Origin of the sequence: Leuconostoc sp. BM2 (assembly GCF_002095565.1) — a bacterium.
Classification (GTDB): domain Bacteria; phylum Bacillota; class Bacilli; order Lactobacillales; family Lactobacillaceae; genus Leuconostoc; species Leuconostoc falkenbergense.
Genome location: NZ_MOWQ01000017.1, coordinates 1 through 26,061, shown reverse-complemented (window position 1 = coordinate 26,061; position 26,061 = coordinate 1). Strand labels below are relative to the sequence as shown.

Genomic DNA, 26,061 nt, shown 5'->3' with positions numbered 1-26,061 from the left:
TTATTAGGAAGTCAAGACTATGGTGAAATACATTTTAAAGCGATTGGCGCTTTTAATTTTCACGTTATTCTTAGTGATTACTGCAACTTTTTTCCTGATGCAAATTATGCCTGGAACACCGTTCAATAACCCTAAGCTAACGCCACAAATGATCGCCCAATTGAACAAAGCATACGGATTGGATTTGCCGCTTTGGCAACAATATCTTCATTATTTAGTAAACGCCTTTCGTGGTGATTTTGGAACGTCGTTCCAATACCAGAACCAAAGTGTTAGCATGTTGATTGGTCAGCGTTTGCCAATCTCAGCACAACTTGGCGCGCAAGCTTTGGTTGTAGGCGTGATTGCTGGTTTGCTCATGGGTGCCGCATCAGCACGCAATAAAAATAACAAAATTGATGGTCTCTTGGGTGTTGTTTCGACTCTTGGTATTTCCGTACCAAGTTTCATATTAGGTATTATCTTTTTGTACCTGTTTGGATTCAAGTGGCCTTTGTTCCCAGTTTCCGGCTGGGGAGACTCATTTTCACAGTCAGTCTTGCCAACATTGGCTTTGGCTGTGACACCAGCGGCTGTTGTGACACGGTTTGTTCGTTCAGAAATGATTGAAGCATTGAGCTCTGACTACGTACAATTAGCTCGCGCTAAAGGTCTTAGTGAAAAAGAAGTTGTTAATAAACATGCCTACCGTAACTCTATGATTCCTGTATTAACATTGATTGGACCAATGGCGGCTGGTTTGTTAACCGGTTCCACATTGATTGAAAATATTTTCTCAATTCCAGGTATCGGGCAACAATTCGTTTCTTCAATTCCAACTAAAGATTTCCCAGTAATCATGGGAACAACTATCGTATATGCATTGATGCTGATGGTTATGATTCTGATTACGGATATCTTGACGGCAATTGTTGATCCACGTGTTCGGTTGCAATAAGGAGGCTCATGATGGCTGCAAATACAGAAGACTTTGTCATCGTTGGCGCACAAAACTCCGAAGCCAACGAACATATTTCTAAGCCTGCCTTGTCATTTTGGCAAGATGCTTGGCGTCGATTAAAATTAAATAAATTAGCTGTGATTTCACTTTGGTTCTTAGTGTTTATTCTCGGCTTCGCATTAGTATCAAATTTCTTTGTGACGCAAAATAAAGCCAACGCTTTTGATTCTGATAACGTTGGTAAATATAAAAACTTACCACCAAACTCAGGTTTACCAATTCCAGGGTGGGACGGTAAGCTGAAAGAACCAGGTGCCACGGATACCACTGATCCTTACAAAAATAATAATGTTAAGCAAAACTTCATTTTGGGAACTGACAACATTGGACGTTCACTAGGAAAACGTGTTATCGTGGGTCTTCGTATCTCATTGTTAGTCGCGATTTCAGCAACATTTATTGATTTGTTGATTGGCGTTACTTATGGTGTGTTCTCCGGTTGGAAAGGTGGTTGGGTTGACGTTGTCATGCAGCGTATCATTGAAATTCTTTCCTCGGTGCCCAATTTGATTGTTGTAACTATGTTTGGTTTGTTGCTGGGTAACGGTGTCACATCAATCATTATTGCGATTGCGATTACTGGTTGGCTAAGTATGGCACGACAAGTGCGCAACATGACACTCTCGTTGAAAGAACGTGATTATGTCTTGGCTGCCAAATCTCTTGGTGAAAGTTCAACTAAAATTGCGATTAAGCATTTGATTCCCAATATGGCTGGTACAATTATTGTTCAAATCATGATGACAGTACCAAGTGCAATCATGTTTGAAGCCGTCTTGTCTGCCATTAACTTGGGTGTTAAGCCACCAACGGCTTCTCTTGGTTCATTGATTTCTGATGCTCAAAGCATGTTGCAATTCTACCCTTACCAGGTTTTGATTCCTTCTGGTGTGTTGGTATTGATTTCGTTGGCGTTTATCTTGCTGGGTGACGGCTTACGAGATGCCTTTGACCCACGTGCTAGTGAAGATTAAGAGGTGCAAGTACTTATGAGTAATCCTATATTAAGAGTTGAAAATTTGCACGTCAATTTCAATACCTATGCTGGTACGGTGCAGGCCATTAGAGACGTGTCATTTGATTTGAATCAAGGCGAAACTTTGGCAATTGTTGGTGAGTCTGGGTCAGGAAAGTCAGTCACAACCAAGACATTGATGGGTCTAAATGCCAAGAACGCTGTAATTCCTGAGAATAGTCGTCTTTTGTTCAAAGACAAAAATTTGTTGGAATTGTCAGAAGAAGAGTGGCAACATGTTCGTGGTAATGAAATTGCTATGATATTCCAAGATCCGATGACTAGTTTAGATCCAACGATGAAGATTGGTCAGCAAATTGCTGAACCATTAATTAAACATCAAGAGTTGAGTGAAAAAGATGCTTTGGCTCGTGCTTTGGAATTGATGAAGGGCGTTGGTATTCCTAACGCTGAAGAACATATTAACGATTACCCTCACCAATGGTCTGGTGGTATGAGACAGCGTGCTGTTATTGCAATTGCTTTGGCTGCTGATCCTGAAATTTTGATAGCTGATGAGCCAACAACCGCTTTGGATGTTACGATTCAAGCACAAATTTTAAATTTAATGAAGCAATTACAAAAGCAGTCTAATTCTTCAATTATTTTCATTACCCATGATTTGGGTGTTGTGGCGGGTATGGCTGATCGTGTGGCTGTCATGTATGCTGGTAAAATCGTCGAGTATGGCACGGTTGATGAGATTTTCTTTAATCCACAACATCCGTACACTTGGGGGCTATTAAATTCAATGCCTACCACGGATACGGCGGAAGGCTCATTGCAGGCTATTCCTGGTACACCACCTGACTTGTTAGAGCCACCATTGGGCGATGCTTTTGCACCACGAAATTCGTATGCACTTGCAATTGATAGTAAAGAAGAACCACCGTTCTTTAAAATTAGTGATACACATTATGCCGCTACTTGGTTACTTGATGAGCGAGCACCTAAAGTGACGCCACCTGCACAGATTTTGAAGCGTTGGGCACGATGGGAAGAATTACAAGGACAGGAGGCTTAATCATGACTGAAGAAACACCAAAAAAATTGGTTGAGCTGAATGATTTACAATTGTACTTTAACAAGGGAAAAGCCAATGAAGTACGTGCTATTGACCATGTTAGTTTTGATATCTATGAAGGTGAAGTGTTTGGTCTTGTGGGTGAGTCCGGTTCAGGTAAGACGACAATTGGCCGTACCATTTTGAAGCTATACGAACCAAATGGTGGCACTATGACCTTTGATGGTGAAGATATTACCAAACTTAAGGGTAAAGAGTTATCTAATTTCCGTAAAAACGCGCAAATGATTTTTCAAGATCCACAAGCTAGTTTGAATGGGCGAATGAAAGTACGTGATATCATTGCCGAAGGAATTGATATCAACCATTTGGCAAAATCAAAAGATGAACGAAACGCTAAAGTTCAGGAATTACTTGATTTAGTTGGCTTAAACAAAGATCACGCCACGAGGTACCCACATGAATTTTCTGGTGGTCAGAGGCAGCGAATTGGAATTGCACGAGCGTTAGCTGTTGATCCAAAGTTTATCATTGCGGATGAACCTATTTCTGCTTTGGATGTTTCAATTCAAGCACAAGTTGTCAATTTAATGAAAGAATTGCAGAAAAAGCATTCATTGACATATCTGTTTATTGCGCATGATTTGTCGATGGTGAAATATATTTCAGACCGTATTGGTGTGATGCATTGGGGTAAGTTATTAGAAATTGGTACTTCAGATGCCGTTTATAATCATCCACTACATCCTTATACAAAGAGTCTGTTATCAGCTATTCCAGTACCAGATCCTGAAGCTGAAAATTTGAGGCAACACGTTGATTATGATACAACCATTGAAACTGATGGCAAAGAACGTAGCATGATTGAAGTTAATCCAGGACATTTTGTCTTGGCTACGCCGGAAGAAGCAGAGCAATATAAGCAACAACAAAAGTAAACATAGATTAGCCGGCCTTTATTGGTCGGCTTTTTTGTAAACAAAAGCCAAAAGTGTATAATATTTATTAGTTAATTAAGAAAAAGAAATGAGAATTGGAATGACAAGATTACAAGATGATTTTTATGATGCAATTAACGGTGAGTGGGCTAAAACAGCTGAAATACCAGCTGATAAACCGTCAACTGGTGGCTTTAATGATTTAGCCATTGGCATCGAAAATTGGTTGTTGTCAACGACTAATGAATGGCAACATGGTGAGAATATACCAAAGGATGATATATTGCAACAGTTTATTGCTTATCATCGTTTGACGGCCGATACACAAACACGGGATAAAATTGGTGTCGCGCCAGTAATGCCTTTGCTGGCGCAATATAAAGGGTATCAATCGTTTGCTGATTTTGCATCCCATATTGCTGAACTTGAGCAAAAAGGATTACCCAATGCATTGCCATTTGGAATTGAACCGGATTTTAAGAATGCGAAACTAAATGTTTTGTGGGCTGGGAGCTTACCATTATTATTGCCAGACACGACATATTACACCCCTGATAATGATCAAGCTAAAGTATTACTAGCGAAATTTCGTGAACAGCAAATGACATTATTGCCTCAGTTTGGCTTTTCAAGTGATGAAACGGAAGCAATGATTGACAATTACATTGCTTTGGACGCCAAAGTTGCAAGTGTTTCGTTGAGTCGGGAGGAACAAAATGAATATGCTAAATTGTATCACCCTTATCAATGGAAAAATTTTGTTGAACAAGCGTCTGAGTTGCCACTAAATGATATTATTAAATCCTTGATTGGACAGATACCGGATGAAATCATTGTACCTGCAGAACGTTTTTGGGCTTCTGCAAATCAATTTTATTCTGAGGACGCATGGCCATTATTGAAAGATTATCTGCTAATAAACGTTGCTAATGAGTACACTGATTTGTTGAGTGATGATTTGCGTGTCTTGGGTGGCGCTTACGCGAGAGCTTTACAAGGCTTGCCTGAAGCTAAAAGTACCGAGAAAGCAGCTTTTTACTTGGCAGAAGCCCCATTTAGCCAAGCGATTGGCATGTATTATGCACATGAGAAATTTTCTCCGGAGGCAAAAGCGGACGTTGAATCAAAGGTAGCGACGATGATTGATGTCTATAAAAATCGTTTGCAAAACGTTACTTGGTTGACGCAGGCGACACGGGACAAAGCAATTATCAAACTTAACGCAATTGTGCCTCATATTGGTTATCCTGATAAGCTGCCAGATCGTTTGGCTCAAAAGACAGTTGATGAAGGTGCCACATTGTTTGAGTCTGCAGCTAAATTTAGGCAAATTGAGATTGCCCATGCTTGGCAACAATGGCATCAACCAGTTGATGAAAATGAATGGCAAATGCCAGCACACTTGGTTAACGCTTACTATGATCCGCAACAAAATCAAATTTTCTTTCCGGCGGCCATTTTACAAGCACCATTTTATAGCTTAAATCAATCTTCATCAGCTAATTATGGTGGTATCGGCGCAGTGATTGCTCATGAAATTTCTCATGCTTTCGATACCAATGGTGCGTCATTTGATGAATTTGGTAGTTTAAATAATTGGTGGACTGATGCAGATTATGCTGCCTTCAAAGAACGTACACAGCAAGTTGTTGATCAATTTGATGGCTTGGACTCATACGGCGCCAAGGTGAATGGAAAGTTAACGGTGTCAGAAAACGTAGCTGATTTGGGTGGTTTAGCTGCTGCTTTGGCCGCTGCCAAACGAGATGAGGATTTTTCATCTGAAGCATTCTTTACTAATTGGGCTGCTATTTGGCGTATGAAAGCACGTCCTGAGTATATGCAGTTGTTAGCGGCAATGGATCCGCATGGTCCTGCTAAGGCGCGCGTTAATGTACAATTGAAAAATTTTGACGACTTTTTCACAACATTTGATGTTAAAGAAACTGATGGTATGTGGTTGGCGCCAGATAAGCGTGTCCAAATTTGGTGATAACTGTTCTGTAAAATACTGTAATAATATGATTTATGCTCAAATAATTGTATGTTTTGATTAGTTAATGAGTGAAAATATAGCAAAACATCGTTTTTTTGTCTTTTATGTCAAAATTGCTTGCTATCATTCTCATTTTCTGGTATTATAATATAGTTGTTTGAGATATGGGAGTGTAGCGAAGTCTGGCTAAACGCGACGGACTGTAACTCCGTTCCTTCGGGTTCGTAGGTTCGAATCCTACCGCTCCCATTGCCGATTTAATAGTTAACGGCAAAATAAATTAACTATTGCCCCTTCGCCAAGCGGTAAGGCATCGGTTTTTGGTACCGACATGCGCTGGTTCGAATCCAGCAGGGGCAATTGCTAAAGGAACTTGGGAAAGTTCCTTTTTTGTATATAATTGTCATGATAAGAATTGCCTAGTAAGAGGTGTCAATGATGAATTTTTTTATGAATAAAAGAATTGGACATGGTAATAGCGGTGTTGAACACGCGCAATTTTATCGAGCCCAATGCTTCCGTGAAAAAAACATGGCTTTCAAATTGATTTACACTGATTATCTACCGCAGCTTCATGAACATATGAAGGAATGGCATTTAAAGGAAAATGAAGTTATCGGTCTGTATGATTATTTATTAAGTGATGAGCCAACAGATTATTTGAAAAACGGATTAAATGATACAAAAGTTTACCAACAGCACGTTTTAGTGGATTTTGTTGATACCCAAAGATTGATAAATCAACAAACAACCGGTCATTATCAAGCGACCATATTAAAAAATAAACGTTTTGATAGCAAGAAAAATGTTTATTTAGTTGGGGACGACCGTGTCATTTTAGAAAATGGGCAACATCGTGTGACTTGGCATTATCGTTATTCTGAATCACTGGGTAAAACCATGACCAACATTCATGTCTCGCAATTTCGTGGTCGGGATTATTTATTTGCGACTTTTGAAGAATTACTCGTATTTTTTTTGTTAGAATTGCAACGTGAATTTGCTAATAATTGTTATTTTGTTGATCGTGGCACTGACAATGAGGAAGCACTTATTACTTTGAAGCACCGAGGATATCAGTTGAAAATCATTGACATTGTGCATGCAGCTCATTTGGTTTCCTATCAGAATGGTCGGCCATTATGGAATAACTATTATCAATATATGTTTGATCATTTAGATGATATTGACAAGGTAATTGTCGCGACAACTTTGCAGCAAAATGATATGTTGTCACAATTGCGTGATAGCGGTTTCTCAGTCGATTCTCATAAAATAATAGCGATTCCAGTCGGTGGTGTTAGTCAAATTGCGGCGCCAAAAAAATGGGCTGGTAATGTCGCAAAATTCGTCATGGTTTCACGACTACACCCAGAAAAAAAGATAGCGCACATTATTGAGTCGATTGCGCAACTTAATCAAGACGGTTTTGCTGCCACTTTGTCAATATATGGTACGGGAAATGAAGAAAAAAAATTAAAACAGCTCATTAACGACTACCATTTGAATGACAAAATCACTTTAAAGGGATTGAGTCAGTCGATTACACGCGAGCTGCTGAACTATGACGCTTATGTTTCCGCGTCTTATTCGGAGGGTTTCGGTTTGACCTACATGGAAGCGTTGGGAGCAGCACTACCAGTTGCGTCCTATGCTAATTTGTACGGTGCACAATCGTTGATTAAAGATGGTAAAAACGGTCATTTAGCAGAATTTGATCGTCATAACAAAAAAGAAGCTGCCAATATTGCTCACTTGTCAGCAGCAATGAGACTTATTTTTACAGATTATGATGCATTATCGGAGGGTGCTGCATTGACTGCTGAAAACTTTCAAGTCAAAAGAATAGCTGATCAATGGGCACGTGTTGTTGAGGTGCTATCATGAAAATTGAAATTATCAATTCTTTATCGATTACGCAATTAGATGGTATTGCTTGGCAAATCGAACAAGTGAAACTCGGTCATAGTGATGAATTATGGGTTGCCACGCCCCATGAAGATGCTGTTTACCTCATTAAAAAAATGGGATTGCCACCTGATAAGGTGTTTGACATGTACGGGCAACAATATTTTTCAACAATCGATGAAACAAAAGGTATTTGGTGGTCAGATTTAGCCGTGCCAAATGAAAGCCAAATCATCATCAATCAAGATGGCACTAAAAGTATCATGAGCTGTGGTCGTGAGTTGGCAAAAGTGAGGTGGTTTAGTCATTCTAAGCGACTAGTACAAGCTGTGACGTGGTATGATGGCGACGGCAAAATTGACTATAAAGATATTTATCGACGTGACGGCCGCTTGTTTGCTAAACAGTATTTTAGTGAGGGGGAACTATTGCAATCTGATTTTTATCTTGGCAATAACAAAGTGGTTGTTCAAGATTTTTATGCTGATGGGCATTGTAATTTAGTCGTGGCTTTTGGACATAAATTTCGGCGACAGAGTGATTATATTGCAGATGTCGGTAATCAACATGTCAACAATCAGTACAATGTGACACAGCTTGGTCGTTCAATTGACTTTGCACCACAAAAAACCAAACTGACATTATTTAATGATGTGACTGATAAGAATGGTCGCATTTTGAAAGAAGTATCTGCTATTTTAAAGAATAAACATCATCCAATTGAGGTAATTTTGGTTAAACCACAAGACGCAATAACCTTGAAAATGTCTGGTTTACCTGGGCAAAAAGTGCATGTTATCAAGCATGAACCCCAAAAATAGTTATCATCGTGCAATTTTTCACACACCAAGCAAGACAATTAAAGCGTTTTGTTTTATAATAGAATTTGTAACAATAAAAAATTGGAGGCTATCATGGCTAAATTGACTGTTTCAGATTTGGAACTTTCAGGTAAGAAAGTATTGATGCGCGTTGATTTCAACGTACCTATCAAAGCAGGCGTTATCGGAAACGATAACCGCATTGTGGCAGCATTGCCAACAATCAAGTACGTGTTGGAACACAACGGTCGTGCAATTTTGTTTTCACACTTGGGACGTATTAAGTCTGAAGATGATAAAAAAGAATTGTCATTGGCACCAGTTGCTGCGCGATTGGGTGAATTGTTGGGCAAAGACGTTAAGTTCATACCATTTACACGCGGTGCAGAATTAGAATCAGCAATTAATGCTTTGCAAGATGGCGAAGTTTTGATGGTTGAAAACACACGTTTTGAGGACGTTGTTGACGGCGTTGAAGTCAAAAACGAATCAAAGAACAACCCAGAGTTGGGCAAGTATTGGGCATCATTGGGTGATGATTTGTTCATCAACGACGCCTTTGGAACAGCACATCGTGCCCACGCTTCAAACGTCGGTATCGCCTCAAACGTTTCACAAGCAGCCGCTGGGTTCTTGATGGAAAAGGAAATCAAGTTCTTGGGTGACGCTGTTGCTAACCCAGTTCGTCCATTTGTTGCTATCATTGGTGGTGCAAAAGTTTCTGATAAGATTGAGATTGTGAAGTCACTATTGTCTAAAGCCGACAAGGTTATTGTTGGTGGTGGTATGGCTTACACATTTGATGCTGCTAAGGGTGAAAAGATTGGTAACTCATTATTTGAAGCCGATAAAGTTGAATTGGCTAAGGAATTGATGGCTGAAGCTGGGGACAAGTTGGTTTTGCCAGTTGATTCAATTGCTGCTGACGCATTTTCAAATGATGCCAAGACAGAAGTTGTTGATGCCACAGCTGGTATTCCTGATGGTTACATGGGACTTGATATTGGTCCTAAGTCAGTTAAGCTGTTGCAAGACACTTTGTCAGATGCTAAGACAGTTGTTTGGAACGGCCCAATGGGTGTGTTCGAAATGCCTAACTTCGCCAAGGGTACATTGGCAATTGGTGAAGAATTGGTTAAGGTAACTGAAAATGGTGGTACAACCATTGTTGGTGGTGGTGACTCAACTGCCGCAGTACAACAATTGGGTGTTGCTGACAAATTGACGCATATTTCAACAGGTGGTGGTGCATCACTTGAATACCTCGAAGGTAAAGAATTACCAGGTATTGCTTCAATTTCTGAAAAATAAATTTATCATTTAAGCATGATTAAAGGTACAGCGCTCTTTTATGAGCCTGTGCTTTTTTATTGTCATATTTTTAGTAGTTTCTTTACCATTTATGAAATAGCCTTTTTTCTGTATTATAATGACATTTATATGAGAAATATGTTTTTTTGATTTCTAAATCATGTACAAATATTAGATATGCGTGATATAATATTACCCAGGTTAAAATTACGGTGTGCCAGCCTATGCTTTGCCATATCATGATCTGAAAGATGTGAGTGCCAAGACCATTGACACGTCTAAAAAGGTTACAAAGACGCCTTTGTCATTTGGACCATTTAAAGTATCATCTGTTTCTTCAGACTCAACAGTTAAGTATGTGCGTAACAGTGATTACTGGGGTAAACAAGCTAAGTTGAAGACAATCACTTACTATGTTAACCAAGATCAGTCAAAGCTTGAAAATGACTTATCAAAGCAAAAGTTTGATATTGTGACAACAGCGCCAGCTACATTGTGGAAGAATGGTAACACACCAGTGTTGTCAAAGTATAACAATGCTAAGGGATATGCTGCTACTGGTCAAGCTGATGCAGGGTATTGGGAACTTTACTTTAACTTAGGACACGCAGATTCTAAGGGAACAAGTATTCAAGATCGCTCAACACCATTGCAAGATGCCAATGTTCGTAAGGCAGTTGGGTATGCACAAAACGTCGGTGCGGTTGTTGCTAAGTATGGTAACGGCCTACGTGTGACAACCAACACATTAGTTTCAAAGTCAGAAACTAAGAAGTTGTTCTATGATAAGAATGTCAAGGGCTATCAAGCAAAAGCTAACGGTGACATCAAGAAAGCTGGTAGCTTGTTGGAAAAGGCAGGTTATAAGAAAGATTCTGATGGCTACTACGCTAAAGATGGCAAGCGCCTAACGTTGACTTACTTAGCTCGTTCAGGTCGTTCAACAGCTGAGTCTGAAGCAAAAGCTTACATCGCTGCATGGAAAGCAGCCGGTATTGAAGTTAAGCTTTATCAAGACAAGTTAGTTGATGCAGCTACTTGGCAGTCAATTGTTTTGTCAGCAAAGAACAATGATTGGGATATCACTGATGGTGGTTGGGGTGAAGGTACAGTACCAACATTTGACCAACATTGGAGCAAGAACGCTGCTTATAACTTTGGACATGTCACATCAGCTGCTTTGACTAAGAATTTGACTGACACACAGAATTCAACTTCTGATGCAAGCTTGATTAAGAATATCAAGGCCTTCCAAAAGTTAGTTGTTGATAAAGAAGCTTACACAATTCCTACTTACACTAACATTGATGTACAATTGGTCAATGGTCGTGTTAAGGGATGGACAAATGCGCCTGTCAACGATTTGTACGCTAAATTGAGTGTTACTTCAAACAAATTGACTACTTCTGGTAATCCACGTAAGTAATCACAAATTAAATACGGGTTGGTATCCTCCCATGGCTCACGTTACTTTTCCAGCCCGTAAGCAGTAGTTGAGCCAACCAGTAAAAAACATCACAACATGGATTTTTGACTTCCTAATGTTGTGATGTTTTTTTATGTGACTTTCTAATTGTTTTATAAAAATTTGAACCAAAATTAACATTTTAGCGGTTAATTAGCTTACAATGTATGTGAAAGCGACTCAGACATTTCGAAGAAAAGAAAGTGTGAAAAAATGTACGCAATAGAGATGAAAGATTATGGCGACGTCGACGTTTTTGCAGAGGTAACGGATGCCAAAACACCAGACATTAAGCCCAGTCAAGTACTGGTTAAGCAACATGCAACAGCTATTGATCCCTATGATGTTAAGTTTCGTGCAGGTGTCATGGGAACTAGTGCACCAACACCACTGATTAATGGCTCGTCTGTGGCAGGTGACATTATTGCAGTAGGTAGTGAAGTAAGTGATTTTCATGTTGGTGATCGTGTTGCGGCGTCACCACATCTCAAAAGTTACGCTGAATTTGTGGCTGTAAGTAGCAAGCAATTGGCTAAAATTCCAGATGGTGTGAGTTATGAGACAGCCGCAGCAGTTGCTTTAGGCGGCCAAACTGGGTATCAAATGATGACGACTGATTTTGATGTACGACCTGGTGAGAGCGTATTGATTCACGGTGGTGCTGGTTCAGTTGGTTTTACCGCGATCCAAGTTGCTCAGACAATCGGCGCGGGGAAAATATATACAACGGCCAGCGGCGAATCAGCTGTATTTTTGAAGTCCTTCAATCCGCATTTACATGTTATTGACTATAAGAAAGAAAGTTTGGCAACTGTTATTAAAGATAAAGTAGATGTCGTTCTTGATACCATCGGTGGTAAAACCTTAACTGATTCTTTGAACGTGTTGCAACTCGAAGGTCGACTGGTGTCTATTGTTGATAACAATGATGATCCAAGAGTAACAAACAGTTTCATGAAGTCAAACGGGCAACAATTAGCAGCTTTGTTGCAGATGGTTGCCAGTGGTGATGTGAAAGTCAATATTGCCGAGGTGGCGCCTTTTAATGTGATTAATCTGAAAGAATTCCATAGTCGTCAGCACGTTTTAGGCAAGTTAGTTTTAAAATTCTCGTAATCCAACTTTTATTTTTAGAAACCGTAGAGGCTCTCTATACATTTGTTAGTGAAACACGTCACTTTACAAAAGAATTTTATGTAAATTTTACATAAAAACTATTTACAAATATGAATTTTATGGTTACAATTTACTTGTAAATAAATTCACATATATGAAAGAGGTTAAATATGAAAGCAGCAGTTGTCCGTGAAGTGAATGATGGGTATGTTGATTTAATTGATGATTGGCAACCACGCGCGTTAGGCTTTGGTGATGCTTTGGTTGACGTTGAATATGTCGGTCTTTGTCACACAGATTTGCACTGTGCTAATGGTGATTTTGGTAATCCAAATGAAATTGGTGAACGCAATGGTCAATTCCGTCGTGTTATTGGTCATGAAGGCGTTGGTCGTGTTTCAAAGTTAGGCGAAGGTGCCGGTGATTATCTTAAAATTGGTGATCGCGTATCAATTGCTTGGTTCTATGATGCTTGTGGTGTTTGTGACTACTGTGTTTCAGGTAATGAAACGTTCTGCCGTAAGGTTCGTAACTCAGGTTACACGATTGACGGTGCAATGTCACAACAGGTTGTTGTCAACTCAAAATATGCAGTGAAAGTACCAGAAGGTTTGGATCCAGTTGAAGCAACATCAATCACTTGTGCCGGTGTGACAATGTATAAGTCACTTAAAGTTGGTGAAACAAAGCCAGGTGAATGGGTGTCAGTTCATGGTGCCGGTGGTTTAGGTAACTTGGCTGTGCAATATGCTCATAATGTATTTGGTGCACACGTAGCCGTTATTGATGGTAACGATGACAAGTTGGCTGCTGCTAAGGCTAACGGTGCTGAAGTGTTGGTCAACCGTAAGACCGAAGATGTGGTTGCTAAGGTTAATGAATTAACTGGTGGTGTGCATAACGCACAAGTAACTGCTGTTAATGATGCAGCTTTCTCACAAGCTGTTAATGTTTTGCGCCCAATGGGTAAGTTAGTGGCTGTTGCTTTGCCACAAGGTGATATGGCACTCAATATTGCTAAAACAGTATTAGACGGCATTGAAGTTCGAGGATCACTTGTTGGTACTCGTGCCGATTTGAAAGAAGCCTTCCAATTTGGGGCTGAAGGTAAAGTTAAGCCAATCGTCGAGACAGTTGATTTCAAGGATATGAATGACGTGATTGATGAGATGAAGGCTGGTAACATTACTGGTCGTAAAGTCTTTGACTTCACAGCACTATAATCAAAAAAACGAGATACAGAACTTGTGTCTCGTTTTTTTTTAACTATTGATTTGCCTCAAGTGTGATTAAGTTACCTTCGGAATCATGGATTTTAAAGGCGATTTTATTGCCAAAACGGGGTTCGGGCTTGCCTACAATTGGAATAAAATTATTGCGAAGATGTTGCTTTAATTCATCTTGATGGTCTCTAATCAACATTTCTAATTGATCAGTTGGTTCACCGGCTACAAAAATAATATCATCACCATCAATCATTAAGTGGCGACCACTAGCGTGACCGGATTGTGGTAGGTCGAATACATCACGCCAAAAACGGTAGGCACGGTTAACATCTTGAGCAGGAATTGTTTTAATGTTGAGTTTTCTTGGTTTCATAATACTTATAGTATAGCTGTTTCAGTGGTTTTTTCAACCTTCTCAATGTCATGTTGACGGGTTAAAATGATGTATACAACAGTCATCAATGTCACAATCGCCATTATTACCCACGAGATATTTGGTGAAATTAAATTTGCAATACCGAGGAACAAAAACTGACCGATTGGTGCGCTTGACAAAGCGAATGTATTGAGCAAACCACTGACACTTGCTAGCTGGTTTTGATCAATGCGTTTCATTAAAATGGCACCAAATTTGGGATTGACTTGCGCATTAAAATAAGCAACGACAAAGGAAATAATCATCCATACACTGCCGTTTGGATAAATGATTGGTACGAGCTCTAAGCCTAGTACGCCAGTCATCGCTACGGCTAGTAATTGCTTAGTTGTTAGATGACTCAGAAAAGGCATGGGCAGAAGAGAGCCTAACAACATTCCGGTTGAAAAGATAGCACCAAACATCGCGACGGTAGTGCCAAAACTACCAATGAGCAGGCTTTTTTCGTGTAAAAGCGTGACATTAAATACGCCATTTAGCGAGGTGCCAATAAAATTAACTGCAGTGGCTAACAGCATTAACTGGAAGAATAGCTTGTCTTGATAAACATACGAGAAAGTCGTCTTTAAGTCGTGCCACATGGGTTGCGTTGATTTTGGACGTTGTGTTGTTTCAATATGTGCTTCGGCTTGTTTGAAGTGGCGACGATTGACAGTCATAATGAACCAAGCGACGATGAACATGAACGCATTGATCAAGCTAAAAGCGGCATAATCCTGATGTAGTAATCCCAATAATCCCACACCAGCAAAACCGCCAATTAAACTCACCGTGATACTGACCGCTTGCTCCAATCCCATTGCGTTTTGTAATTGATCATCGCTTAAAATATATCGTGATACGGGGGTCATTAATAGATTGCTGTATGAACCAATGGTATCAGCGAAAAAAATAAGTAGAAATAGCACGATAAAGCTGTCAAACCGACCATGCCAGAAAGTTAGAATAACAGTTACAATTAAGAATATACCGGCTTGCGATAGTCGGGCAAATGACCAAGCGCGCAGATGATTTTTAGTTTTATCTGCCAAATTTCCCATCACAACCGATAATAATGACGGGAAAAACTCAGCGAATGCCACTAATGTTACTGCGAGCGTTTTATTGGGTAGGGTAGCGGCATAAATTAAAAAAACAATGTTGAAAAAACTGCTCCCAATATTATTAAAGAACTGCGCTATAATCATCACGCGAAATGCTTTGTTGACTTTGAAAACCTGCACTAGCAATACTCCTTTTGACTTGAATAAATTAAGTGTACACGGTAAGATAAATTAAAGAACAATAAGAGAATATATTCTACTTTAAATTATCTGTACACAACAGCTAGTAAAATAAGCATAATTGATTTTGTTGTTAATACGGTAAAAGTGACATATATGACAACTTTTAAAAATAAGCAGGTATAAAATGACGAATTATGGCGAAGTTTTTCATGAATTGCGTGTTGGCAAACAGATGACATTGGCAAAAACAGCGGGGGATATTGTATCTGCCTCCTTTTTGGCTCGTTTTGAAAAAGGTGAAACCAACATATCTTTAGAACACTTCACAAGGATATTACAGCGGTTAAATGTGACCCCCTTAGAATTTTTTGCGCTGTCCAACCACTTTTCTGCGCAAGTGTTTGATGATTTATTTACACAAATAACCGAACAGGCAACAATTGATTTAACGCGTAACAGCGCAGTTGTGGGTCAATATGTGTCATTATTAGCTAAGAAATTAACGCATACGACACAGCGATTGCCGGTGTTGTTGGCGCTAGATTTCTTTCAAAAATTACTTGATGTGCAACACTTAGCACAACATGCTAATGCGACAAATGTTTCTCAACGTCTGTTGCAAGGTGGACGCCGAGCAAAAAATTATTTATTGTCAGTTGATACATGGGGGGAATTTGAGATGAAAATATTGACCCGATTTGCCTCAATGATCTGCGCCGCAGAGTTACGACCATTAGTTCAGTTAGCGGTACAAAAAATTGCCATTTATCAGCAGCAAGCTGTGTATGAAGATTATATGTTTCGTTTGTTAAATTCAGTTTTCTTTGCGACTGTGTATACTGATACGCAATTATCAGCTGAAATCCTGACACTTATGTCCAGAGAAATGACAGCTCGAAATAATGCTGATAATCATTTGAAATACAAATTAGCTGAGGCGTTACAAGAGCTTGCTGAAGGTCAAATTACAAAAAGTCGAGCAGATTTTGAACAATTGACAACTGTAAGCCAGCAAATTGGTTTGACATTTGATACGTTCTTTGGCTTTTCAGCACAAGACTGGTTAGCTTTTGAGGAACAAGTGAAGCACGGGCAACAGCATACACGCATTCTGCGTTTTGAATTATGAGGTGAACTATGATTGATTATGGCGCGACATTTAAACGCTTGCGAGAAGATAAGGGCTTGAAAATTGTTGACCTCGAGCAACCCAACATTTCACGATCATTGATTGGTAAGTTTGAAAGAGGGCAAACACGTATATCGGCTGATCGTCTAGACAAATTATTATCCGACATGGGCGTCAGCCATGATGAATTCTTATTTCTTGGTGGTGATCGTAGTGATAATTATATCTATATGAAGCTACATGAAATGGGTGTGCAAACTGGTGAGCCAAAAGAAATGCAACAACTTGAGGCGATGATTACACGATCAACTAATGATTTAAAACATGGTCGTGGCGGCATTGGGGCTCGTTTTATGCGTGAATTTGGTATCATGCTGAAGTATGGCCTAGACAAAGAAACGGATAAGCAGTTTTATGATCGTGTTGAAGTAAAAAAACATGTCAAACCAGCTGTTGATTTTCTCAAGCAAGCTGAAACTTGGGGGCGAATTGAACTAGATATTTTTACTTTATTTTATCCGGGGATGTCACCAACAGACTTGTTGGCACTGGGGCGTTTAGCCATTAAACGGGCACATTTTTATTCACAATTGCGAACAGAACAGATGCGGCTAGTTAACATTATTGACGTTGTTTTCACTGGCTTGATTTACACAGATATTGAGGGCGCTGCTGAAATGTTAGCTTTAGAAGAATCAGTATTAAAGAGTATGGACGAATTCATGACGAATTTAACCACGCAACGGTTAAGGCTTGTGTATAGCAAAGGCATATTGCAAATGCTTCAGGGGGATGTTGAAGGTGGCTACACACAAGCAACGTCTGTTGTCCCAGCATACGAAATTGCTGGCATGAATCAGACGGCAAAGTTCGTTCAAGAGGCAGCAAAATTAACGCGCAAGGAAATATTGGCCGGTAATCCTGACAATATACCACACACATACTCAATGTTGATTTAAAATGTGATAAACTTATAGTTATGGCATTATTAGAAGTAAACGGCCTAACCATGGCCTACGCAGAAAAAACTTTATATGAAGACGCAGAGTTTGAGCTTCAAAGTGGCGAACACATGGGAATTGTTGGACAAAATGGTGCCGGCAAATCAACACTCATTAAAATTGTCACTGGGCAAGAACTCCCATTATCAGGCAAAATTGATTGGCAAAAAGGCTTGAAAATCGGTTATTTGGACCAGTATGCAGAAATTCCAGAGGGTATGACGCTGGTCGATTTTTTGCATACCGCTTATCAAGACCTATATGACAAACAAGATCGTATCACGGCACTTTACAATGAGTATGCCGAAACGTTGTCTGATAAATTGCTCGAACGCGCTGGTCGTATGCAAGAAGAACTTGATGCGGCAGGCTTTTATGATGTCGACACGCAAATTGAGCGTGTGATTTCTGGTTTGGGATTAGAGGCTATTGGACGTGAGCGCGAGTTGGAAGCTATGTCTGGTGGACAGCGCGCCAAGGTCATTTTGGCCAAGCTCTTGTTGGAAAATGATGACGTGATTATTTTGGATGAGCCAACCAACTATTTGGATGTGGCACACATTGAATGGCTGGAAGACTTTTTGCAAACCTTCGAAGGTTCAGCAATGATTATTTCCCATGACTTTGATTTCTTAGACAAAGTCACTAACGCAATCATTGATGTTTCATTTGGTAAAATCACTAAATTCCGTGGGTCATTTAAAAAGGCTATGCGCCAAAAAGACGAACGCGCCGAACAACAGTTGCGTCAGTACGAAAAGCAACAAACAGAAATTGAAAAAGCACAAAAATTCATTGCCAAAAATAAGGCACGTGCTTCAACTTCTAAGCAAGCAAAGTCTCGTGAAAAAATGTTGGCGCGCATGGACCGCGTTGATCCACCTTCTGAAACATTGCAAGCTAAATTTAATTTTCCCTATGTTAATTCACAATCATCTAATGCGTTGACCGTTAGTGATTTATCTGTTGGTTATGTGACGCCAGTGCTGGAGCCAGTGACTTTTTCAATCACCACTGGGCAAAAAGTTGTCTTTAAAGGTTTTAACGGTGCTGGTAAATCAACTTTGATTAAATCAATTTTGGGTGTCATACCGGCATTAGCTGGTCAATCTGAATTTTCCCCATCAGCCGTTGTTAACTATTTTGACCAAGATTTGGCTTGGGATAATGATAGCAAGACACCGTTGCAAGAAATGCAAGATCGTTTTCCAACATTGGAACCAAAAGCCTTGCGTACGCGTTTAGCTGCAGCAGGCATCAATGCTGAAAATGCCCAAAAACCACTGCAACAACTTTCAGGTGGTGAACAAACCAAAGTTAAGTTGGCAATCATGGAAATGAAGCCAAGTAATTTCTTGATTTTAGATGAGCCAACAAACCATTTGGATGAAGGAACCAAGAATGCTTTGCGCGCGGCAATTGACAAGTTTCAAGGGAATGTCATTATTGTGTCGCACGAGACCAGCTTTACACAAGGACTTGGGGACAAGGAATTGAACGTTGCGGCATTAAGTTATAAAAAGGAATCAGATTAATGAATTTACTCACTCAAACAGGTATGCATGACGATATTACTGTGATTGATGTGGTTGATTCAACAATGACAATAGGTCGTGATATGCTCAAACAGGGCGTGTCACGACCTTTTGGCATTGTGAGCAATCAACAGCGCGCTGGTTATGGTAAAAAGGGACGCTTTTTCTTTTCACCACGAGGCGCAGGCGTTTATCAAACTTATGTTTTTGATGTTGTGGGCGAATTTGACGCCGGTCTGTTAACAACAGGAGTGGCGGTTTCTGTGGCAGAAGTTCTTTTTGAAATGACTGGGGTTCAAGTGTCATTGAAGTGGGTCAATGATTTTTACCTGCATGATCGTAAAATGGGTGGTGTCTTAGTTGAAGGCATTTTAAATTCGGGTAAAATAACACAGGTGATTATTGGTATTGGCTTAAATATTTTACCGACCGCAGTGCCATCTGATTTGGAAGATATTGTAACAACACTCGGTGTGGACGTGGATCGCAATGCGTTAGTGACCACTATTTTTGAAAGAATTGTTCAAAATATATCTGGCTATCAAGCAGGTCAACATCTTGATTATTACCGTCAGCATTCATATTTAAAGGATAAGATGGTCACTTTGCTGACAAATAACCATGAAATTTCTGGGCAAGTTCTTGACATTGGTACACGGGGTGAATTATTATTGAAACATGATGAAAACTTAAAACCATTCATCAGTGGTGATGTAACCAAGGTGTTCATTAAGGCGAAGAAATGAAAAATAATACACAACGAATTGCGATTACAGCGGTTTTGACCGCACTTTTACTGATTATTGGACCACTAGCAATTAATGTTGGACCAGTACCAATGACACTACAAACTTTAATTGTTGCACTAGTAGCTTCAGTAGCGTCAACGCGGGTTAGTTTAACAGCAATTGGACTTTATATTGTACTTGGCGCACTTGGTTTGCCGGTCTTTGCAGGATATTCTAGTGGCTTTGCCGTCCTGATTGGACCAACTGCCGGCTATTTGTGGTCATTCTTGCTTTATGCACCAATCATTGGGTTGACAATTAAGCATACCTCAAACATTTTGGCATTGATTGTTGCCAACGTTGTAGCAGTGGTCGTTAATTTGGCGATTGGTACAATTTGGTTGTCTATCAGTACGCACATGAGTGCAACAGCAGCAATTGCGGCTGGTGTGACACCGTTCGTATTGTCAGGTTTGATCAAAATAATTGTCGTGGTATTAGCCACAGTGTTGATCCGTCAGGCTACTCAAAAGATGCGTTTGACGGTATAAGTGTTAACAGGTATTGCTATCATCGGTAAATTCTGGTATAGTATTATCTGTTATGGAGAAGTACTCAAGCGGCTGAAGAGGCGCCCTTGCTAAGGGTGTAGACGTGTTAAAGCGTGCGAGGGTTCGAATCCCTTCTTCTCCACTAACCATTGAATGGCGTTGTATCAAGTTGTAAAAACCTTGATATGACGCTTTTTCTTATGACAAAAAACAAGCTACTGATTTTCTAACAGTAGCTTGCTTTTTAAATACAAATGAGTTTGAATGTTGGCTATGACTTTTATTGAATCAGATAACTTGGATTCATAGGTTTCCCAGCTTTTAAAATGGTTACGGCTTGCTTTGTGTGCTGCCATTCAGTAGGCAAATACCGGGAGCCAACACCCGATGAATTTAAAAATGAGTAATATTCGTAGAAGGCATGTTTTATTTTTTGATTAGGGTCTAATTTAGTGCCACGGTAATAATTGGCATCTAAATCATAACCTTCCCAGTACATGAAACCTGATGAGACACCATGATCATCGGTTTTAGGGTCAAAATTATTAGCATAAACAGGGCGACCTTTTATCTCTGGACAAAATTGTTCCAAACTTTGCCCTTTTACATCTAAGCCAGCCATCATATTAGCTAATTGTTGACTAGACAAGGCGTTACTCATATCATAGCCTTGCGGATCATTATCTTGTGCTTCGAGTGGGCTATGATCTAAACTGGCAACTGGTTCCAAGCCATCAACTAATCCATGGCGACCCATTAGATTAGCGACACCCCAATGGTTCGTTATGCCACCTTGTTTTTTGATTTGCGCGTCTTTGCCGCCAGCACTACCTAAGACTGCTCGATACAATGGGCAAGAATTGTTCGTCGTAAATGATGTGGCAGCTGCATAATCATAGTAAGTACCTTGGTTTGAAAGACTCTTTTCTTGATCAAATTCTTTTTGATTGTTGTTATAATTTTGTTCGATTTTTTGGCTTAATTCGGTTAATGGGGTTGTGGTATTGCGCTCTACTGCTGTAATTGGTCCATAGGTTCTTGTGTAGTCGTTTGAGTTAGTGCCGATATTTGTAACGGTTAAGCCGAAGAGGTTCACATCTTGTTTCTCATCTTGTTTCTTGACATCCGAATAAGCCGCTAGATCTTTTCTAAGTTTTGTCTCAATTGCTGACGTCTTATCTTGCCAGAATGCGTCATTATGAGTTAGTCGGTCAAAAGCAATAGAAATGGCTTGACAACGCATGGCATCGGCATAAATGCCTAGCGTTGCAACTTGAGTCAGGTACGCCCAATCATCTTTGATGGTTTCGTTCCATTTTTCTCTGTCACTGAATGTTGCAAAATTAAGTTCTCGAGCAAGAGACAAATAGGCAGCGTATAAATTAAATGAATCGTATGACTTGCCTTGTAATGTTCTACTGGTTAAAGCATTGCCAAATTTTTGTACATCACCAACAAATGTTGTGTTTTTGTCTTGTGAAAAACTAACCGTATTGTTTTCTACTTTGCAATCGCCAATTGTGTGATAAATTGCTTTTGTATTATAATCAAATGTTGTTTCATTTGTGTTTTTTCCAGTGAAATATTCTTTAGCATGTAGCTCTCCAGTTAGAGCGTCTGTACCACCGTTAGCGGTTTTGAAATTTTGTTGCATGGTGATTTGTTCTTGAACGAGTGGGGTAATCGTGTTTAAATCGATTTTTCGATTGGTTGTTTTAAAATGAGCTGCTGTTTGTTCTTGAAAATAGTTGAGTGTGTTTTTTAGATCATTGATTGCTTTCATTTCAGGTGATTCTTCCCCCGGGCAGCCGAATCCCATAAATAGTTTGACTAGAGGACCAAACAGTTTACCAAAATCTAACAGTTTAGCCAAGCCAGTCATACTTTCTTTAAAAGCGAGACCTTTTCCGGCTTTCCAAGATTCTTTGGTACTATCGGCGAATGCTGCCGTTGCCCAAGAAGCAGCGGCGCCGATTGCGTTGAGTATATTATCAGTATTATTTTTATACATTGGCGATAGTGGCTTCAAATCAGTATCACTATCAGACTTAGTTGACTTTGAAATTTCCGATAAATCATCATTAAGGTTGTTTATCACTTGCTTGACATCAGCATCGCTATAAACTTTGGTTTTTTGCGCGGCATCAATATCAATGGCATTGATATTGGAAGCAGTTATGACGCTAGTGCAAAAACTTGGGCAGAGTATCAGCGCAATTGCTGATAGCTTGAGTGTTCGAGTGAGTGTGCGTTTCATCATATTCTCCCTGAGTGTTTTGATATAACGATGTGTACTTAATAATAATTTTCTGTACTTAATTAGTGTCTCATTGTTATTTTGTTTTTGTGAAAATATCTGGTAAATTTTTTGTAAATGTGGCATTATTTTTACCATTAATAGTAATTTTAGATTTTAAATGTGATGATATTTTGAATTTTGTTTCGAAAAATGATATCAATCAGAATCAAAAAAACCACGACTTCAAATTTAAGTCGTGGTTTTTTGGTTGTTTCTATAACACCCTAATCATGAAAAATAGATGATTAATCTGTATGTTTTTGGGGGTAATGGGCTTGAATATTATTTTTAATTTGCCAAGCCCAAATTACAGTGCGCCGTCCTAAAAAATAAGACATCCCACCAAATAGCACTTCTATGCCAACACACACCCACCAAAACTGAGTTAGTGGGTGATTAAATAAGCTTGGCACAAACACGATGAACATGTAAAGTGCAATGATAAAAGCACCAAACGTAACAGCCCAGACGACTAGTGCGAGCCAGAATCTGAATCCAAATGGTTTGTCATCATCAACATCAAATAACGTGTCTGAGAATACCAAAATCATGCCAAATAATTCTTCCATAGTAGTTGCCCTTCGAGTTTTTCTTATTGTACCATAAGCAATTGTTATCATGATGAAGTAATTAAACCTTGATATTTTTTTACGCGCAAATCCCCAAATAATGCCATGCTAGTGACGCTTGCTTTACAAGAGCAAGCATGAATTGCTAGTATTGTTCTTAGTGAGTCGGTTACATTAGGAGATGAAAGCTATGAGTTTTGAACAAGATATTAAACAACTAAGGCTACAAAAAAAGATGACACAACAGGAGCTGGCAGATGAAGTTCATGTCAGCCGGCAAACTGTGTCAACTTGGGAAACAGGTAAAAATTATCCTAGTTTGGATGTCTTAAGGCGTTTGAGTGATTTGTTTGACGTATCTTTCGAAAAAATAATGTTCGGAGAAGAAATCGACATGAGAGACAAACAGAAAAGCATTGCTGAAGCAATTGATCAAGATGTGTCATTGAAGCATCGCTATAAGCGGCTCACAATGATACTGGGGTCCATTTTTGTGTTATTGGTATTATGGTTAGGTATGCTGTTGGTTGGTTACCAAAAAGGCATTGATACAATTGACCGCATGAACCCATTTTTGCAATACAAAGTAGCCTATACAAAAATGCCTAGCGATAAAGTCACTAATCCCAATAATAAGACAAACCATGGTTATTGGACAAAATGGTTTTCAGATAATGACATGGGGACGGAGTGGACGAAGCTAACGCTAACAACGGGACTCAACCCCGGCGTCAAAGATCCGTACGTAATGGCTTATCACAAAGGCAGCTACGTTAAAATTGCTAGAATTGTACCGGGATCATCAGTTAGCACCGTCATGAAAAGCAATGTTTCAGCTATCACAAGATTGATGTACTCAAAGGATCATGACAATTTGAGTATGAATTTCCAATCAGTTAAGGATTTAAAAAATAAAAACCACTTTAATAAAATCATTCAAGAACTGGTGGTGCAGTAGGTTAAACAAAAAAATCATTACTGGGGATAATTTTTTTACTTTTATTGAAAAAAGATTAAAAAATTCGGAAAATTCTGCCTTCAGATTGTACTATAATGAGAACTATATAGTAGGTTGATTGAAGAGATTGGGAGGTCAAAATCATGAATGATAATCAGATGAACTATGGTATTGCAGAGAAACATAGTTTTAAAGATGCCCTCCGAAATATTGGTAATATTGCTGCTGTGGGCGCACATCGTTATTATTTTTATGCGGAACACGAGGGCGATACGAGCCAAAATAAAATTTCTAAGAATGACTTGTTACGACTCTTGGTAGATAATAAACAATTACAAAATCAGATTATGGCTAATGAACTGAATATTGACAAGGGTGGTGAATTCACAATGGGGATTGTGAATACCTGCATCGCGCAGAACATCGTTACCTATCTGAATCGCTGACGGGTCGGTTGGCGAACTTGAAAAATAGATAGCTTAATTGCCAATTATATCCACCACCAGTAATGCGTGAGCAAGAATATAATGGCAAAGACTAATAGCGCAAATCCAATGAACTGACAAACATACTTGGCTACGGGATGGCGAGCGTTAAAGCCAATCGCTAAGAAAATTACCCTGACAATCACGCAGAATATAATGGCAAAAAGTACTGTGGTATACATTAACTGCTCCTTTCATGCGACTAATTAACTTAATACTAGCAGACATCTATTTATAATCATAGTAATATGTCCTGCTTTATTTGAAAAATACCATAATCTTCTTATCATCATCTCAAGGTGAAAATTGATGAAATGTTTGATATTATATAGTAAGAAATAACAAAAAATTCATTAATTGGGGAGAATCAAATGTTTCATATTCAGCCAACGCCTATTTCTTGGGTGCTGTGGGCGGCCATGTTTGCCGTGCCTGTTGTCATTATTTTACTAGGTGTCTATGCTTATTTCTTTGGTGGTAAAAAGAGGCTAGGTAACACAATTGCTGTTATAGGTATTATTGTGGCGCTGGTTGTATTCGGCTTAGCAGCGTCGTCAAAATATTATAATTATATCCACTCATCGAGTTACATTAAGTCAAAAAAGACTTACCAGTTGGAATATAACAACAATCAAAAACGTGAAATTGTCATCAAAGATTATCAGGGCAAGATAATCTATCAATATACTGGTTCGTTTAGCTTTGACCGTAACGGACATGGTGTGAATCTGGTTGATAATAAAACAGGTAAGAAAACATCAATCTACATTGGCGACAATGCCACTGTGATTGTGACAGATAAGTAAAAAATTGAGCACGACATAAATTATGTCGTGCTCAATTTTTAGTTTGAAGTATTAGACAGGTTTAGCGACATCTGCACAATTTGTTCACAAATTCGTTACACAGTATTCGAATTTATTTCACCTTTTAGGCAACTTTTCCAGTGATAATGAATACCTAATCTGATTGGGACAAGTGTGCAATGGCTAAATTACCAAAAATTATGTTAATAGGGATAATCATAATCAATTTACTGACACCTTTTGTTACGGTGTCAGCAGAAGGACAAGTTTCTACCCCCCCTCTTGAACATCATGCCACAAGTACCAGTAAGGATAGTGATAGCAAGCGTTCGAGTGAAACCAACACAAAAGAAATAAAACGCCAAAACTCTCTAAACCTCGAAGTAGATAAGGTAGATTGTAAAATTAAACCGAACACTTGAATAAAAAAGCCGCAGCGCCTTTAATGGTAATTGTCTAAAACAACCATAAAGGAACTGCGACTCATGACTAGTTTATCATCTCAAGAACGCACTGTC

Annotated in this window: 24 protein-coding genes and 3 tRNA genes; 23 read left to right on the top strand and 4 right to left on the bottom strand. The window is 39.2% G+C overall.

Annotated elements, in window-relative coordinates:
- Positions 1–19: 19 nt before the first annotated feature.
- The 13 genes from BMG01_RS06045 to adhP all read left to right on the top strand — a co-directional run bounded on the left by BMG01_RS06045 (position 20) and on the right by adhP (position 13,817).
- Positions 20–937 carry an ABC transporter permease gene (locus BMG01_RS06045; RefSeq protein WP_004911607.1) on the top strand — a complete coding sequence of 306 codons (918 nt, stop codon included), beginning with the start codon at positions 20–22 and terminating at the stop codon, positions 935–937.
- A gap of 11 nt (positions 938–948) precedes the next feature.
- Entirely contained in the window at positions 949–1,974 is a 1,026-nt protein-coding gene (locus tag BMG01_RS06040; RefSeq protein ID WP_004911610.1) for an ABC transporter permease, read from the top strand.
- Between the two features lie 15 nt (positions 1,975–1,989).
- The gene (locus tag BMG01_RS06035) at positions 1,990–3,039 is read left to right on the top strand and encodes an ABC transporter ATP-binding protein (RefSeq protein WP_004911614.1); all 1,050 of its coding nucleotides are present in this window, start codon (positions 1,990–1,992) and stop codon (positions 3,037–3,039) included.
- Between the two features lie 2 nt (positions 3,040–3,041).
- Positions 3,042–3,977, top strand: a complete 936-nt coding sequence (locus tag BMG01_RS06030; protein WP_004911617.1) for an ABC transporter ATP-binding protein — start codon at positions 3,042–3,044, stop codon at positions 3,975–3,977.
- Positions 3,978–4,077: 100 nt separating this feature from the next.
- Complete coding sequence (locus BMG01_RS06025; RefSeq protein ID WP_004911620.1) at positions 4,078–5,970, top strand: M13-type metalloendopeptidase; 1,893 nt, start codon at positions 4,078–4,080, stop codon at positions 5,968–5,970.
- Positions 5,971–6,139: 169 nt separating this feature from the next.
- Positions 6,140–6,222, top strand: a tRNA-Tyr gene (locus BMG01_RS06020).
- 39 nt (positions 6,223–6,261) lie between these two features.
- Positions 6,262–6,333 (top strand) — tRNA-Gln (locus BMG01_RS06015).
- Between the two features lie 78 nt (positions 6,334–6,411).
- Positions 6,412–7,860 carry a glycosyltransferase gene (locus BMG01_RS06010; protein WP_036066571.1) on the top strand — a complete coding sequence of 483 codons (1,449 nt, stop codon included), beginning with the start codon at positions 6,412–6,414 and terminating at the stop codon, positions 7,858–7,860.
- Positions 7,857–8,702, top strand: coding sequence for a glycosyl transferase (locus BMG01_RS06005; protein ID WP_036068668.1), 846 nt, complete (start codon positions 7,857–7,859; stop codon positions 8,700–8,702). The genes BMG01_RS06010 and BMG01_RS06005 overlap by 4 nt, the downstream gene beginning before the upstream one ends.
- Positions 8,703–8,795: 93 nt before the next feature.
- Entirely contained in the window at positions 8,796–10,013 is a 1,218-nt protein-coding gene (pgk, locus tag BMG01_RS06000) for a phosphoglycerate kinase (protein WP_004911630.1), read from the top strand.
- 214 nt (positions 10,014–10,227) lie between these two features.
- A complete protein-coding gene (locus BMG01_RS05995) occupies positions 10,228–11,439 on the top strand; it encodes an ABC transporter substrate-binding protein (RefSeq protein ID WP_004911631.1) in 1,212 nt (403 codons plus the stop codon).
- A gap of 252 nt (positions 11,440–11,691) precedes the next feature.
- The gene (locus BMG01_RS05990; RefSeq protein ID WP_004911632.1) at positions 11,692–12,594 is read left to right on the top strand and encodes an NADP-dependent oxidoreductase; all 903 of its coding nucleotides are present in this window, start codon (positions 11,692–11,694) and stop codon (positions 12,592–12,594) included.
- A 170-nt stretch (positions 12,595–12,764) separates the two neighbouring features.
- Positions 12,765–13,817, top strand: coding sequence for an alcohol dehydrogenase AdhP (gene adhP / locus BMG01_RS05985; RefSeq protein WP_004911634.1), 1,053 nt, complete (start codon positions 12,765–12,767; stop codon positions 13,815–13,817).
- 43 nt (positions 13,818–13,860) lie between these two features.
- Here adhP and BMG01_RS05980 read toward each other — a convergent pair whose 3' ends face one another.
- Positions 13,861–14,193, bottom strand: a complete 333-nt coding sequence (locus BMG01_RS05980) for a VOC family protein (RefSeq protein ID WP_004911636.1) — start codon at positions 14,191–14,193, stop codon at positions 13,861–13,863.
- 5 nt (positions 14,194–14,198) lie between these two features.
- Positions 14,199–15,479, bottom strand: coding sequence for an MFS transporter (locus tag BMG01_RS05975; RefSeq protein ID WP_004911639.1), 1,281 nt, complete (start codon positions 15,477–15,479; stop codon positions 14,199–14,201).
- Positions 15,480–15,666: 187 nt separating this feature from the next.
- On the opposite strand from BMG01_RS05975, the gene BMG01_RS05970 reads away from it, so the two are divergent.
- The 6 genes from BMG01_RS05970 to BMG01_RS05945 all read left to right on the top strand — a co-directional run bounded on the left by BMG01_RS05970 (position 15,667) and on the right by BMG01_RS05945 (position 20,568).
- A complete protein-coding gene (locus BMG01_RS05970; protein ID WP_036068669.1) occupies positions 15,667–16,611 on the top strand; it encodes a helix-turn-helix domain-containing protein in 945 nt (314 codons plus the stop codon).
- 8 nt (positions 16,612–16,619) lie between these two features.
- Positions 16,620–17,570, top strand: coding sequence for an Rgg/GadR/MutR family transcriptional regulator (locus BMG01_RS05965; protein WP_084013430.1), 951 nt, complete (start codon positions 16,620–16,622; stop codon positions 17,568–17,570).
- Between the two features lie 20 nt (positions 17,571–17,590).
- A complete protein-coding gene (locus BMG01_RS05960) occupies positions 17,591–19,147 on the top strand; it encodes an ABC-F family ATP-binding cassette domain-containing protein (protein ID WP_004911649.1) in 1,557 nt (518 codons plus the stop codon).
- Positions 19,147–19,893, top strand: a complete 747-nt coding sequence (locus tag BMG01_RS05955; protein ID WP_036068670.1) for a biotin--[acetyl-CoA-carboxylase] ligase — start codon at positions 19,147–19,149, stop codon at positions 19,891–19,893. Before BMG01_RS05960 ends, BMG01_RS05955 begins: the two co-directional genes overlap by 1 nt.
- A complete protein-coding gene (locus BMG01_RS05950) occupies positions 19,890–20,426 on the top strand; it encodes a biotin transporter BioY (protein WP_004911655.1) in 537 nt (178 codons plus the stop codon). The genes BMG01_RS05955 and BMG01_RS05950 overlap by 4 nt, the downstream gene beginning before the upstream one ends.
- 54 nt (positions 20,427–20,480) lie before the next feature.
- Positions 20,481–20,568, top strand: a tRNA-Ser gene (locus BMG01_RS05945).
- 138 nt (positions 20,569–20,706) lie between these two features.
- On the opposite strand, the gene BMG01_RS05940 is transcribed toward BMG01_RS05945, so the two are convergent.
- Together BMG01_RS05940 and BMG01_RS05935 are read right to left on the bottom strand one after the other, a co-directional pair.
- Positions 20,707–22,683, bottom strand: coding sequence for a hypothetical protein (locus tag BMG01_RS05940; RefSeq protein ID WP_004912072.1), 1,977 nt, complete (start codon positions 22,681–22,683; stop codon positions 20,707–20,709).
- Positions 22,684–22,970: 287 nt separating this feature from the next.
- Positions 22,971–23,294 (bottom strand): hypothetical protein, encoded by a 324-nt coding sequence (locus BMG01_RS05935; RefSeq protein ID WP_004912078.1) that lies wholly within the window; start codon positions 23,292–23,294, stop codon positions 22,971–22,973.
- A 190-nt stretch (positions 23,295–23,484) separates the two neighbouring features.
- On the opposite strand from BMG01_RS05935, the gene BMG01_RS05930 reads away from it, so the two are divergent.
- The 4 genes from BMG01_RS05930 (at position 23,485) to BMG01_RS05915 (ending at position 25,965) form a co-directional block, all read left to right on the top strand.
- Complete coding sequence (locus BMG01_RS05930) at positions 23,485–24,252, top strand: helix-turn-helix transcriptional regulator (RefSeq protein WP_004912079.1); 768 nt, start codon at positions 23,485–23,487, stop codon at positions 24,250–24,252.
- Between the two features lie 143 nt (positions 24,253–24,395).
- Positions 24,396–24,698, top strand: coding sequence for a hypothetical protein (locus BMG01_RS05925; RefSeq protein ID WP_004912082.1), 303 nt, complete (start codon positions 24,396–24,398; stop codon positions 24,696–24,698).
- Between the two features lie 410 nt (positions 24,699–25,108).
- Complete coding sequence (locus BMG01_RS05920) at positions 25,109–25,543, top strand: hypothetical protein (RefSeq protein WP_004912085.1); 435 nt, start codon at positions 25,109–25,111, stop codon at positions 25,541–25,543.
- A gap of 179 nt (positions 25,544–25,722) precedes the next feature.
- A complete protein-coding gene (locus BMG01_RS05915; RefSeq protein WP_036066649.1) occupies positions 25,723–25,965 on the top strand; it encodes a hypothetical protein in 243 nt (80 codons plus the stop codon).
- Positions 25,966–26,061 lie beyond the last annotated feature (96 nt).

Excerpts from the sequence above, each read along its gene's own strand:
- BMG01_RS05925 (WP_004912082.1), top strand. The coding sequence starts at position 24,396 with ATGAATGATAATCAGATGAACTATGGTATTGCAGAGAAACATAGTTTT.
- BMG01_RS06030 (WP_004911617.1), top strand. The coding sequence starts at position 3,042 with ATGACTGAAGAAACACCAAAAAAATTGGTTGAGCTGAATGATTTACAA.
- BMG01_RS06040 (WP_004911610.1), top strand. The coding sequence starts at position 949 with ATGGCTGCAAATACAGAAGACTTTGTCATCGTTGGCGCACAAAACTCC.
- BMG01_RS05930 (WP_004912079.1), top strand. The coding sequence starts at position 23,485 with ATGAGTTTTGAACAAGATATTAAACAACTAAGGCTACAAAAAAAGATG.
- BMG01_RS05965 (WP_084013430.1), top strand. The coding sequence starts at position 16,620 with ATGATTGATTATGGCGCGACATTTAAACGCTTGCGAGAAGATAAGGGC.
- BMG01_RS05920 (WP_004912085.1), top strand. The coding sequence starts at position 25,109 with ATGTTTCATATTCAGCCAACGCCTATTTCTTGGGTGCTGTGGGCGGCC.
- adhP (WP_004911634.1), top strand. The coding sequence starts at position 12,765 with ATGAAAGCAGCAGTTGTCCGTGAAGTGAATGATGGGTATGTTGATTTA.
- BMG01_RS06010 (WP_036066571.1), top strand. The coding sequence starts at position 6,412 with ATGAATTTTTTTATGAATAAAAGAATTGGACATGGTAATAGCGGTGTT.
- BMG01_RS05935 (WP_004912078.1), bottom strand. The coding sequence starts at position 23,294 with ATGGAAGAATTATTTGGCATGATTTTGGTATTCTCAGACACGTTATTT.
- BMG01_RS06025 (WP_004911620.1), top strand. The coding sequence starts at position 4,078 with ATGACAAGATTACAAGATGATTTTTATGATGCAATTAACGGTGAGTGG.
- BMG01_RS05960 (WP_004911649.1), top strand. The coding sequence starts at position 17,591 with ATGGCATTATTAGAAGTAAACGGCCTAACCATGGCCTACGCAGAAAAA.
- BMG01_RS05980 (WP_004911636.1), bottom strand. The coding sequence starts at position 14,193 with ATGAAACCAAGAAAACTCAACATTAAAACAATTCCTGCTCAAGATGTT.
- BMG01_RS06045 (WP_004911607.1), top strand. The coding sequence starts at position 20 with ATGGTGAAATACATTTTAAAGCGATTGGCGCTTTTAATTTTCACGTTA.
- BMG01_RS06005 (WP_036068668.1), top strand. The coding sequence starts at position 7,857 with ATGAAAATTGAAATTATCAATTCTTTATCGATTACGCAATTAGATGGT.
- BMG01_RS05950 (WP_004911655.1), top strand. The coding sequence starts at position 19,890 with ATGAAAAATAATACACAACGAATTGCGATTACAGCGGTTTTGACCGCA.
- BMG01_RS05970 (WP_036068669.1), top strand. The coding sequence starts at position 15,667 with ATGACGAATTATGGCGAAGTTTTTCATGAATTGCGTGTTGGCAAACAG.
- BMG01_RS05955 (WP_036068670.1), top strand. The coding sequence starts at position 19,147 with ATGAATTTACTCACTCAAACAGGTATGCATGACGATATTACTGTGATT.
- pgk (WP_004911630.1), top strand. The coding sequence starts at position 8,796 with ATGGCTAAATTGACTGTTTCAGATTTGGAACTTTCAGGTAAGAAAGTA.
- BMG01_RS05915 (WP_036066649.1), top strand. The coding sequence starts at position 25,723 with ATGGCTAAATTACCAAAAATTATGTTAATAGGGATAATCATAATCAAT.
- BMG01_RS05940 (WP_004912072.1), bottom strand. The coding sequence starts at position 22,683 with ATGAAACGCACACTCACTCGAACACTCAAGCTATCAGCAATTGCGCTG.
- BMG01_RS06035 (WP_004911614.1), top strand. The coding sequence starts at position 1,990 with ATGAGTAATCCTATATTAAGAGTTGAAAATTTGCACGTCAATTTCAAT.
- BMG01_RS05990 (WP_004911632.1), top strand. The coding sequence starts at position 11,692 with ATGTACGCAATAGAGATGAAAGATTATGGCGACGTCGACGTTTTTGCA.